General features: G+C 71.2%; 11 protein-coding genes. 7 read left to right on the top strand and 4 right to left on the bottom strand.

What is annotated here, in order from left to right; genetic code table 11:
- Positions 1-26: 26 nt before the first annotated feature.
- The 3 genes from ACFYZA_RS07905 (at position 27) to ACFYZA_RS07915 (ending at position 2,901) form a co-directional block, all read left to right on the top strand.
- Entirely contained in the window at positions 27-980 is a 954-nt protein-coding gene (locus ACFYZA_RS07905; RefSeq protein ID WP_388488401.1) for an EamA family transporter, read from the top strand.
- A 69-nt stretch (positions 981-1,049) separates the two neighbouring features.
- A complete protein-coding gene (locus ACFYZA_RS07910; RefSeq protein ID WP_388489387.1) occupies positions 1,050-1,964 on the top strand; it encodes a DMT family transporter in 915 nt (304 codons plus the stop codon).
- 34 nt (positions 1,965-1,998) lie between these two features.
- Positions 1,999-2,901, top strand: a complete 903-nt coding sequence (locus ACFYZA_RS07915; RefSeq protein ID WP_382588461.1) for a LysR family transcriptional regulator — start codon at positions 1,999-2,001, stop codon at positions 2,899-2,901.
- A 126-nt stretch (positions 2,902-3,027) separates the two neighbouring features.
- On the opposite strand, the gene ACFYZA_RS07920 is transcribed toward ACFYZA_RS07915, so the two are convergent.
- Entirely contained in the window at positions 3,028-3,945 is a 918-nt protein-coding gene (locus ACFYZA_RS07920; RefSeq protein WP_388488403.1) for an aldo/keto reductase, read from the bottom strand.
- A 134-nt stretch (positions 3,946-4,079) separates the two neighbouring features.
- Here ACFYZA_RS07920 and alc point away from each other — a divergent pair, with 134 nt between their 5' ends.
- Positions 4,080-5,231: an allantoicase gene (alc, locus tag ACFYZA_RS07925; RefSeq protein WP_388488405.1), complete on the top strand. Its 1,152-nt coding sequence runs from the start codon at positions 4,080-4,082 to the stop codon at positions 5,229-5,231.
- Between the two features lie 71 nt (positions 5,232-5,302).
- Here alc and ACFYZA_RS07930 read toward each other — a convergent pair whose 3' ends face one another.
- The gene (locus ACFYZA_RS07930; RefSeq protein ID WP_388488408.1) at positions 5,303-5,437 is read right to left on the bottom strand and encodes a DUF397 domain-containing protein; all 135 of its coding nucleotides are present in this window, start codon (positions 5,435-5,437) and stop codon (positions 5,303-5,305) included.
- A gap of 67 nt (positions 5,438-5,504) precedes the next feature.
- A complete protein-coding gene (gene pepN / locus ACFYZA_RS07935) occupies positions 5,505-8,084 on the bottom strand; it encodes an aminopeptidase N (protein ID WP_388488410.1) in 2,580 nt (859 codons plus the stop codon).
- 100 nt (positions 8,085-8,184) lie between these two features.
- Between pepN and ACFYZA_RS07940 the strand changes: the two genes are divergently transcribed.
- Together ACFYZA_RS07940 and ACFYZA_RS07945 are read left to right on the top strand one after the other, a co-directional pair.
- Positions 8,185-8,415, top strand: coding sequence for a ribbon-helix-helix domain-containing protein (locus ACFYZA_RS07940; RefSeq protein WP_382588471.1), 231 nt, complete (start codon positions 8,185-8,187; stop codon positions 8,413-8,415).
- Positions 8,402-8,749, top strand: coding sequence for a type II toxin-antitoxin system PemK/MazF family toxin (locus tag ACFYZA_RS07945; RefSeq protein WP_388488413.1), 348 nt, complete (start codon positions 8,402-8,404; stop codon positions 8,747-8,749). The genes ACFYZA_RS07940 and ACFYZA_RS07945 overlap by 14 nt, the downstream gene beginning before the upstream one ends.
- Positions 8,750-8,803: 54 nt before the next feature.
- On the opposite strand, the gene ACFYZA_RS07950 is transcribed toward ACFYZA_RS07945, so the two are convergent.
- A complete protein-coding gene (locus ACFYZA_RS07950; RefSeq protein WP_382588475.1) occupies positions 8,804-9,820 on the bottom strand; it encodes an aspartate-semialdehyde dehydrogenase in 1,017 nt (338 codons plus the stop codon).
- A 253-nt stretch (positions 9,821-10,073) separates the two neighbouring features.
- On the opposite strand from ACFYZA_RS07950, the gene ACFYZA_RS07955 reads away from it, so the two are divergent.
- Positions 10,074-11,564, top strand: coding sequence for a M28 family metallopeptidase (locus ACFYZA_RS07955; RefSeq protein ID WP_388488417.1), 1,491 nt, complete (start codon positions 10,074-10,076; stop codon positions 11,562-11,564).
- Positions 11,565-11,637: the final 73 nt, after the last annotated feature.

Genomic DNA, 11,637 nt, shown 5'->3' on the forward strand with positions numbered 1-11,637 from the left:
CTCACTTCACCCACCGGGAGTCAGCCATGAACCGGAACCGCCTCACCACCGTCGCCCTCACCGCGCTCGCGCCCGTCTCCTGGGGCTCCACCTACTTCGTCACCACCCAGTTCCTGCCCGCCGACCGGCCGTTGTTCACCGGCATGATGCGCGCGCTGCCCGCCGGCCTCGCGCTGCTCGCCCTGACCCGGCGCCTGCCGAGAGGGGACTGGTGGTGGAGGTCGGTGGTCCTGGGCGCGCTCAACATCGGGGCGTTCTTCCCGCTGCTCTTCCTCTCCGCCTACCGGCTTCCCGGCGGCATGGCCGCGGTGATCGGGTCGGTCGGGCCGCTGTGGGTGGCGGGGCTCGCCGCCCTGTTCCTCGGCGAGAAGCCCACCCTGCGCACCCTGCTCACCGGCATCGCCGCCGCCCTCGGGGTCAGCCTCGTCGTCCTCAAGGCGGCCGGATCCTTCGACGCGATCGGGGTGGTCGCCGCGCTCGGCTCCTCGGCGTCGATGTCCGCCGGGACCGTGTTCACCAAGCGCTGGGGACGGCCCGAGGGGGCGGGGCCGCTGGTCCTGACCGGCTGGCAGCTCACCGCCGGCGGGCTGCTCATCGCTCCGGTCGCCCTCTTCGTGGAGGGCGCGCCGCCCGCCCTCGACGGCCGGAACATCGCCGGATACCTCTACCTCGCCCTGGTGAACACGGCCGTCGCCTACTGGCTCTGGTTCCGTGGCATCGGCCGGATGACCGCGACCTCCGCCACCTTCCTCGGCCCGCTCTCGCCGCTCACCGCCGCGGTCATCGGCTGGGCGGCACTCGGCCAGGCGCTCGCTCCCGTACAGCTCCTCGGCATGGCGATCGCCTTCGGCGCCACCCTCGCCGGACAGATCGGCACGGGCCCGAAGAAGCCCGTCGAGGAGATCGTACCGTTCAGTTCTACTGAAGGTAATGCCGCAGAACTTTCGATGGACGTAACTGTTACTCCGGTGCGACGGTAGGGGCACCTCAAGCGCCGCGGCGGGCGCGACCGCCCCCCATCGCCCCGAAACGGAGTCATCGTGACCGTCCTGGACCGAGTCCGCAGCACACCGCGCGCCACCGCGGCCAAGAGGGTGGGGCAGGCCTCCGGGCTCGGCCTCGCCCTCGCGGCCGTCGCGACGGTCGTCTGGTCCGGGAGCTTCGTCGCCGCCCGAGGGCTGCACGAGTCGGTGCCGCCCGTCCAGGCCGCGTTCTGGCGCTGGCTGATCGCGATCGCCGCCGTCGCCCCCTTCGCGATCCGCGAGACCTGGCGCCAACGGGCCCTGATCCGGGCGAACTCGGGCTATCTGACGGTGGCCTCGCTGCTCGGCATCACCGTGTACAACACCCTCGTCAACCAGGCCGGCACCTCCACGTCGGCCGGCAACATGGGCATGATCATGGCCGCCTCGCCCGTGCTGATGGCCGTCCACGAGCGCCTCACCGGCGGCCGCCTCGGCGCCCGGCGCACCATCGGACTGCTCGTCGCCGTGGCCGGGGTGCTGCTCCTGGTCAGCAAGGGCTCGCTCAGCCTCGACCTCGCCCCCGGCGACCTCTGGATGGTCGCGGCCGCCCTCAGCTTCGCCTCGTACAGCGTGCTCCTTCGCCGCCGCCCGGCCGAACTCGGCCCGCTCGCCTTCCTGTTGACCACCTTCGTGCTCGGCGCGCTGATGCTCGCCCCGGTGTACGGCGTCAGCCTCGCGGTGCAGGGCGGCTTCGACGCCCGGCCCGCCACCGTCGGGCCGCTCCTCTACGTCGGTGTGCTCTCCTCCGCCGTCGCGTTCTTCGCCTGGAACAAGGCGATCTCGCTGATCGGCGCCGCCCGCGCCGGAGTCGTCTACTACCTCCAGCCGGTCTGCGTCGCCCTGCTCTCCTATCCGCTGCTCGGCGAGGCCATGGGCCCGGCGCAGCTGGTGTGCATGGCGCTCATCCTCGGCGGGGTCGTCCTGGGATCCCGCAGGTGAGCCGCCCCCGGAAGGCGCCGGTATGTTGCGTCCCATGAGCGAGTGGGACATCAAGAAGCTGCACATCCTGCGGACCCTGCGCGAGCAGGGCACCGTGACCGCGACCGCCGAGGTGCTCCTGATGACGCCATCGGCGGTCTCGCAGCAGCTGTCCAACCTCGCCAAGCAGCTCGGCGTGACGCTCCTCGAAGCGCACGGCCGACGGGTCCGCCTCACCGACGCCGCCCATCTCGTCCTGCGCCACGCCGAGGCGGTCTTCGCCCAACTGGAGCGCGCGGACGCCGAGTTGGCGGGCTACCTCCAGGGTGAGGCGGGCGAGGTGCGGGTCGGGGCGTTCTCCACCGCCGTGCCCGCCCTCGTCGTACCGGCCGTACGCCGGCTGCGCCGCAGCCACCCCGCCCTTGAGGTACGGGTGCGGGAGGCGGAGGCGGCCGAGGCGTTCGAACTGCTCTCGGCCGGGGCGGTGGACCTCGCGCTGTCGCTCGCCGCCCACGCGCCGAGCGCCCGCGACCCCAAGTTCGCGATCCTGCCCCTGCTCACCGACCCCCTCGATGTGGCGCTGCCCGCCGGGCACCCGCTCGCCGCCGAACCGGGCCTCAGGCTCGCCGACCTGGCGCACGAGCCGTGGATCTTCGGCGGCAGCGGGCCCTGGTCGGAGATCACCACGGCGGCCTGCGAGGCGGCCGGATTCGTCCCCGAGCAGGCCCACAGCGCGGCCGGCTGGACCGCGATCCTGGCCATGGTGGAGGCCGGGATGGGGGTCGCCCTCGTGCCCAGGATGGCCGTGGCCGACCGTCGCGTGGGCGTCGTCACGCGGATACTCAGCGCGGATCAGCCCCGGCGGCACGTGGTGGCGGCGGTGCGGCGGGGCGCGGAGGACGGCCCGGCTCTGGCCCGCGTGCTGGGCGCGCTGCGGGACGTCGCGGGCCCCGCGTGAACGCTCCGCTGGGGGTGGGGGGCTCTCGGTGCGGGCCCGCCCGAGGCTGGTCGCGCGGTTCCCCGCGCCCCTTGAGGGGGTTGGGAATCGGGTGTCCCGGGAGGTGCGGCCCTCGGGGGCTCCTCGTCAGGTGGCCGCGTTGTGCAGGGCGTTCAAGCGGGTGAGTTCCGAGTCGGTCAGCCGCAGCGCGCCCGCCGCCACGTTGTCGACGAGGTGGCCGAGGTCGCCGGTGCCGGGGATGGCCAGTACGTGCGGGCCGCGTCCCAGGGTCCACGCGAGCCGGACCTGCGCCGCGCTCACGCCGCGCTCCCGCGCCACGGCCAGCACCTCCTCGCTCTCCGCGCCGCTCGCACCCCGCTCACGCCCGGCCCCGGCGATCGCGTAGAACGGCACGAACGCGAGGCCCCGTTCGCCGCACAGCCGCAGCATCTCCTCCTGCCCGGCGGGCGCGCCGATCCCGTACGGGTTCTGCACGCAGACGACGGGCGCGATGGCCAGCGCCTCCGCCAGCTGGGCGGGGCCCACGTTCGACAGGCCCAGGTGCCGGAGTAGCCCGGCCTCGCGCAGCTCGGCGAGCGCGCCGAAGCGCTCGGCGATCGAATCGGTGCCGGTGACGCGCAGGTTCACCACGTCCAGGTGGTCGCGGCCGAGCTGGCGCAGGTTCTCCTCGACCTGCCCGCGCAGCGCCCGGGCCGTCCTCGCGTGCTCGCCCCACTCGCCCGAGGGGACCCGCGTGGGCCCGACCTTGGTGGTGATCACGAGGTCGTCCGCGTACGGGGCGAGCGCCCGGTTGATCAGCTCGTTCGCGCCGCGCAGCGGGGAGAAGTAGAACGCGGCGGTGTCGAGGTGGTTCACGCCGAGCTCAACCGCCTTGCGCAGCACGGCGATCGCCTCCTCGCGATCGCGCGGCACGGCATCCGCGCGCAGTGCGGCCCCCCGCTGCGGCAGCCGCATCGTGCCGAAGCCGATCCGGTTGACGCTCAGGTCGCCGAGCGTCCAGGTGCCCGCGGCGGCCGCGGTGATCTCTTGTGAAGTCGTGGTCATGCCGGGAGTCTGGCAGCGGAACGGGCGGACTCCGCGAAGTGGCAGCTAGTTGCCACATTCGTTCAGCTCGGCTGAATAGACCGTACGAAAACTTTCGATGGACGTGAAGCTGGAGCGCGGGCGAAAGTCGGAGCATGACTTCCGCCACCGAGCACACCGCAGACCACGCATCCGCAGCGGACCCGCACGCCAACGACGCCGCGCCCTACGGCGGCGGCGACCCGTACGCCGACTACCGGTCCGGTGACTTCGACTTCACCGAGCTCGTCGATCTCGCGGACCGCCGGCTCGGCGCGGGAGTCATCGCCGCCAACGACGAGTTCTTCGCCGAGCGCGAGAACCTCCTCGTCCGCGAGCGGGCCGTGTTCGACCCGGAGCACTTCGGGCACAAGGGCAAGATCATGGACGGCTGGGAGACCCGTCGCCGTCGCGGCGCGGACGCCGACCACGTCTTCCCCGCGCCCGAGGACCACGACTGGGCCCTCGTCCGGCTCGGCGCACCCGGTGTGATCAAGGGGATCGTCGTCGACACGGCGCACTTCCGCGGCAACTACCCGCAGCGAATCTCCGTACAGGCAACGGCAGTCGAGGGCTCGCCCAGCCCCGAACAGCTCCTCGCGGACGACGTGAAGTGGGACGAGATCATCGCCCCGACGCCGGTGCGCGGCCACGCCGAGAACGGCTTCGAGATCACCACCGGCCGCCGCTACACCCACGTCCGGCTCTGCCAGCACCCCGACGGCGGCGTCGCCCGCCTGCGCGTGCACGGCGAGGTCGTACCGGACCCGGAGTGGCTCGACACGCTCGGCACGATCGACCTCGTGGCGGTCGTCAACGGCGGTTCGTACGAGGATGCTTCGGACAAGTTCTACTCCTCGCCGACGCAGATCATCCTGCCCGGCACCTCCCGCAAGATGGACGACGGCTGGGAGAACCGCCGCCGCCGCGTCCGCGACACCAACGACTGGGTGCGCTTCCGGCTGGTCGCACAGGGGGCGATCAGGGCGGTCGAGATCGACACGGCGTACCTGAAGGGGAACTCGGCGGGGTGGATCGCGCTGAGCGGCCGCAACGGCGAGTCGGGCGAGTGGTTCGAGATCATCCCGCGTACGCGGCTGCAGCCCGACACGCTGCACCGCTTCCGCCTCCCCGCGCAGGCGGTGGCGACGCACGTCCGCCTCGACGCGTTCCCGGACGGCGGGGTGGCCCGGATGCGCCTGCACGGCGCCCTCACGGCGGACGGCGCCGCCGAACTCCGCCGCCGCTACACGGAGTTGACCGGCTGACCCCCGGTAGCCCGTCCTGACTCCCGCCCGGCGGAACGGTTGCGCTCAGACGCCCGTCCGCCGGGCGGTCCTCATTTCCGTCGGAGAGCGCGCGCCTTGAGCGCGTCGACGAACGCCCTGAACGACTCGGCGCGGAAGAGCACCGCCGGGCCGTCCGAATTCTCGGAGTCCCGCACGGGAACGGTCGCGTGGCCGTTCGCCGTCAAGGCGTTTCGCGTCGTCCTGCGAAGGCCGGGGGCGCCCCCGAAGGAGGCGCCCCCGTTGGGCGAACGGCTACGCCGAGGCCTCCGCGTCCGCCGCCCGGGCCCGCAGGGCTCGCTCGACGCCCGCTCGGGACTCCGAGATCAGGCGGCGCAGCGACGCGTTCGGCTCGGCCGAGGCGAGCCAGGCGTCCGTGGCGTCCAGGGTCTCCTGGGAGACCAGGAGCGCGGGGTACAGGCCCACCGCGATCTGCTGGGCGATCTCGTGGGAGCGGGACTCCCACACGCCCTTGACCGCCGAGAAGAACTTCTCGGAGTAGGGGGCGAGCAGCTCGCGCTGGTCGGTCTGGACGAAGCCGCCGATGACCGCCTCCTGCACCGCGTTCGGGAGCGTGTCCGCCTCCACGACCGACGCCCACGCCTCGGCCTTGGCCTCCGGCGTCGGGCGCGCGGCCTTCGCGGTCGCCGCGTGGCGCTCGCCCGCGGCCGTCTTGTCGAGTTCGAGCTCCGCCGCGATCTCCACCTCGTCGAAGACGCCGGTCGCCGCGAGGCGCTGCACGAACGCCCAGCGCAGCTCGGTGTCCACGGCCAGGCCCTCGATGACCTCCGCGCCCGTCAACAGCGCCTGGAGCAGGTCGAGTTGCTGAGGCGTACGGGCCGTCGCCGCGAAGGCGCGGGCCCAGGCCAGCTGGTGGTCGCTGCCCGGCTCGGCGGTGCGCAGGTGCGCGAGCGTCGCGTCCGTCCACTGGGTCAGGCCCGTGTCGCGCCACTCGGGCGCCGCGTACAGGTCGATGGCCAGCTTCACCTGGCGGTGCAGGGACTGCACCACACCGATGTCGGACTCCTTGGTGATGCCCGAGAGGACCAGCGCCAGGTAGTCGCGCGTGGCCAGCTCGCCGTCGCGGGTCATGTCCCACGCCGAGGCCCACGACAGGGCGCGCGGCAGGGACTCGGCGAAGTCGCCGAGGTGCTCGGTGACGACCCGCAGGGACTCCTCGTCCAGGCGGACCTTCGCGTAGGAGAGGTCGTCGTCGTTGAGCAGCACGACCGCCGGGCGGCGGGTACCGGCGGGCAGCTCGACCTCGGTGCGGGCCGCGGCCTCGATGTCCAGCTCGATCCGGTTCGTACGGACCAGCTTGCCCGCGCCGTCCAGGTCGTAGAAGCCGATGGCGATGCGGTGGGGGCGCAGCGTCGGCTCTCCCTTGGCGCCGGCCGGCAGGGCCGGGGCCTCCTGGAGGACGGTGAACGAGGTGATGGCCCCCGCCTCGTCCGTCACGATCTCGGGGCGCAGGACGTTGATGCCGGCCGTTTCCAGCCAGGCCCGGGACCACGTCTTCAGGTCACGCCCGCTGGTCTTCTCCAGCGCGCCGAGCAGGTCGGGCAGGCGGGTGTTGCCGAAGGCGTGCGCCTTGAAGTAGGCCTGCACGCCCTGGAAGAACTCGTCGATGCCGACATAGGCGACGAGCTGCTTGAGCACCGAGGCGCCCTTGGCGTACGTGATGCCGTCGAAGTTGACCAGGACGTCGTCCAGGTCGCGGATGTCGGCCATGATCGGGTGCGTCGAGGGAAGCTGGTCCTGGCGGTAGGCCCAGGTCTTCATCGAGTTGGCGAACGTGGTCCACGCGTGCGGCCAGCGCGATCCCTCGGCGTACGCCTGGCAGGCGATCGAGGTGTAGGTGGCGAACGACTCGTTCAGCCACAGGTCGTTCCACCACTCCATCGTGACCAGGTCGCCGAACCACATGTGGGCGAGCTCGTGCAGGATGGTCTCGGCGCGCATCTCGTAGGCGGCGTCCGTCACCTTCGAGCGGAACACGTACTGGTCGCGGATGGTGACCGCGCCCGCGTTCTCCATCGCGCCCGCGTTGAACTCCGGCACGAAGAGCTGGTCGTACTTGGCGAACGGGTAGGCGTAGTCGAACTTCTCCTGGAACCAGTCGAAGCCCTGCCGGGTCACCGCGAAGATGTCGTCCGCGTCGAGGAACTCGGCGAGCGAGGGACGGCAGTAGATGCCCAGCGGCACCGACTGCCCGTCCGGGCCCTCGTAGGAGGAGTGCACCGAGTGGTACGGGCCCACGATGAGCGCGGTGATGTACGTGGAGATGCGCGGCGTCGGCTCGAAGACCCAGACGTCGTCCTTGGGCTCGGGCGACGGCGAGTTGGAGACGACCGTCCAGCCGCTCGGCGCCTTCACGGTGAACTGGAAGGTCGCCTTCAGGTCGGGCTGCTCGAAGGAGGCGAAGACGCGGCGCGCGTCCGGCACCTCGAACTGCGTGTACAGGTAGGCCTGTTGGTCCACCGGGTCCACGAAGCGGTGCAGGCCCTCACCGGAGTTGGTGTAGGCGCAGTCGGCGACGACCCGCAGCTCGTTGGGGCCCGCCTCAAGGCCCGAAAGGGCGATCCGGCTGTCGTTGAACACGGCGGCCGCGTCCAGCGCGGTCCCGTTCAGGACGACCTCGCGCACGGTCGGCGCGACCAGATCGATGAAGGTCTCCGCCCCGGCCTCGGCAGCATCGAAGCGCACGGTGGTCGCGGACCGGTAGGTGCCGCCCTCCTGTGCGCCGCTCAGGTCGAGCTCGATCTCGTACGAGTCGACGGTGAGCAGGGCCGCCCGCCGCTGCGCCTCTTCGCGGGTCAGATTCGTGCCAGGCACCCGGTCATCTCCTTGCTAAGTGACGTTTCCGGTCATCCTTCCATGCGGTGGCGGATGCATGCGGTGGCATAGCGGGCCGCCCCTGGGTAGCATTGCGGGTATGAAGATCAGTGTGAGCCTTCCGCAGGAGGATGTCGCTTTCGTCGACGAGTACGCCACGAGGACCGAGGCCGACTCGCGGTCCGCCGTGATACACGCCGCCATCGAGCTCCTGCGCGCCGCACAGCTGGAGGCGGAGTACACCGAGGCCTTCGAGGAATGGGACGCGAGCGGCGAGGCGGCGCTCTGGGAGCGCACGACGGGGGACGGGATCGTCGATGAGACGTGGTGACATCTTCATGGTCGACCTCGAACCGGCGCGCGGCAGTGAGGCGAGCAAGATCAGGCCGGCCGTCGTGGTCTCCAACGACGGCGCCAACCAGTCGGTCGAGCGCAACGGCCGGGGCGTGGTAACCGTGGTCCCGCTGACCTCGAACACCAACCGGGTGCTCACGTTCCAGGTATTTCTGAGCGCCGACGAGACACGGCTGCCCAAGGATTCCAAAGCCCAGTGCGAGCAGGTGCGCGCGGTCGCTCCTGAGCGGATCCTGCAGCGGGTCGGCATGGTTCCCCGACAGCGCTTGGCCGAGATCGACGTCGCACTACGGCGTCACCTGGCCCTCTGATCACACGGCCTCCGCCGGACCCTGGAGACCGGCGGAGGCCGTGTGATGGAGGGGCTAACCCTTCAGCTCGGCCGCCACCAGCTCCGCGATCTGGACCGCGTTCAGCGCGGCGCCCTTGCGGAGGTTGTCGTTGGAGAGGAAGAGCGCGAGACCGTTCTCGACGGTCTCGTCGTTGCGGATGCGGCCCACGTACGACGCGTCCTTGCCCGCCGCCTGCAGCGGCGTCGGGATCTCGGAGAGCTCGACGCCGGGGGCGTCCTTGAGGAGCTCGTACGCGCGCTCCACGCTGATCGGGCGCTCGAAGCGGGCGTTGACCTGGAGCGAGTGGCCGGAGAAGACCGGCACGCGGACACAGGTGCCGGACACCTTCAGCTCCGGGATCTCCAGGATCTTGCGGGACTCGTTGCGGAGCTTCTGCTCCTCGTCCGTCTCGAAGGAGCCGTCGTCGACGATGCTGCCCGCGAGCGGGAGCACGTTGAAGGCGATGGGCCGCTTGTAGACGGCGGGCTCGGGGAACTCGACCGCGTCGCCGTCGAAGGTCAGCCGGTCGGCCTCGGCGACGACCTTCTGCGCCTGGGTGTGCAGCTCGGCCACGCCCGCCAGGCCCGAGCCGGAGACGGCCTGGTAGGTGGTGGCGACCAGCGCGGTGAGGCCGGCCTCGTCGTGCAGCGGGCGCAGCACCGGCATCGCGGCCATCGTGGTGCAGTTCGGGTTGGCGATGATGCCCTTGGGCCGGTCCTTGACCGCGTGCGGGTTGACCTCGGAGACCACGAGGGGGACCTCGGGGTGACCACGCCAGGCGGAGGAGTTGTCGATCACGACGGGGCCCTGCGAGGCCACCTTCTCGGCCAGGGCGCGCGAGGTGGCGCCGCCCGCCGAGAACAGCACGATGTCCAGGCCCGAGTAGTCGGCGGTGGAGGCGTCCTCGACCGTCACGCCGTCCAGGACCGTGCCGGCGGAGCGCGCGGAGGCGAACAGGCGCAGCTCGTCGACCGGGAAGTCCCGCTCGACGAGGATCTTGCGCATGACTGAGCCGACCTGCCCGGTGGCTCCGACGATTCCGACCCTCACGGTGACTCCTTTGGTGCTCACGTGCAGCTCACGTGGTCTCTTTACGACTCCGGCACATCCATGATGCGTCGGCGCCCGGCGGACTTGTCCAATCCATTGTCCGGGGTGTGGGACACCTGCCCACTTGTGACAAGTCCATGGCATCCGTGTTGCATCCGCCCCGAAATGCCCGGTGGAGCCGTTTTTGCTGGCTACGGTCCTGGCAAGCCGGTCGATCATCGGCGACACCGCACCGCATTCCGGAGGATTTCCCGTGCCCGTATCCCGTCGCAGCCGGACCATAGCCGCCCTCGCGGCCGCCCCGGTGCTCCTGTCCCTGGCGACGCCCGCCGTCGCCCGGGGGGCGCACGACCAGCACGGCCAGCACGACCAGCGCCTGGCCAGGAAGCTGGCCGGGAAGCTGGTCGAGGAGGCGTCCGGGGAGAGCGCCTACCGTCACCTGGAGGCCTTCCAGAAGATCGCCGACGCCAACGGCGGCAACCGGGCCGCGGGCACCCCCGGCTACGACGCCTCGGCCGCCTATGTGTACGGGCAGCTGAAGCGGGCCGGCTACGACGTCTCGTACCAGGACTTCACGTTCTACGAGTCGAAGACCCTGCGCCAGAAGCTGACCGTGGGCGGACGCCAACTGCCCACCGCCGCCTACAAGTTCAGCAAGTCGACCCCGGCCGGAGGCCTCACCGCCCAGCTGAGGGCGGCCCGCGTCGACGACACCCCGGGCTGCTCGCTCGACGACTACGCCTCGGACACCTTCACCGGGAAGATCGCTCTGGTGAAGCGCGGCAGCTGCACCTTCCAGGAGAAGGAGGCCGTCGCCGCGAAGGCGGGCGCGGCCGGCATCATCGTCTACAACCACTCCGGGACCGAGCCGGTGCAGGGCACCGTCGAATCGCCGGACAACGCCCACATCCCGGCCGCCGGGATCGGCCTGGCCGACGGGGAGGCGCTCGCCGGGCGGCTCGCCAAGGGCCCGGTCGAGGTCACCCTGGACGTGGCCACCGAGAACATCGCCAAGAAGACCCGCAATGTGATCGCCGAGACCCGCACCGGCGACCCCGACAGCGTGGTCGCGCTCGGCAGCCACCTCGACTCGGTGCCCGCCGGGCCCGGCATCAACGACAACGGCTCCGGCTCGGCCGGCCTGCTCGAAGTCGCCCTCAAGCTCGCCAAGGAGACCAAGCAGACCCGGAACCACCCCAAGCGGCTCCCCAACAAGGTGCGGTTCTCCTGGTGGTCCGGCGAGGAGCTCGGCCTGCTCGGCTCCGAGCACTACGTGAAGAACCTCACCGCCGAGCAGCAGAAGCAGATCAAGCTCTATCTGAACTTCGACATGATCGCCTCGCCCAACGCCGCCCAGCTCGTCTACGACGGCGACGACTCCGACAGGAAGGGAGCGGGCCCCGGCCCGGCGGGTTCGGCGGAGATCGAGGCTCTGATCAACGGCTACCTCGACAAGCGGCACGTCCAGCACGAGGGCTACGACTTCGACGGCCGCTCCGACTACGGCCCCTTCATCGCGGTCGGCATCCCGGCCGGCGGCACCTACACCGGCGCCGAGGAGATCAAGACGCCCGAGCAGGCCAGGAAGTGGGGCGGGAAGGCCGGGGAGGCCTTCGACCCCAACTACCATGCCGCGGGCGACACGTTGAAGAACATCGACAAGAAGTACTTCGACCTCAACATCGACGTCATCGCCCAGGCGGTCGGCACCTACGCCTACGACCTGAGCTCGCTGAAGCACTGAGCCGACGCGTACGGCGACAGGAAGACGCGCACGGCGGACAGGAAAAGGCGGGGCGGGTGCTCGTGATGAGCGC

Source organism: Streptomyces sp. NPDC001828 (genome assembly GCF_042892175.1).
Taxonomy (GTDB): domain Bacteria; phylum Actinomycetota; class Actinomycetes; order Streptomycetales; family Streptomycetaceae; genus Streptomyces.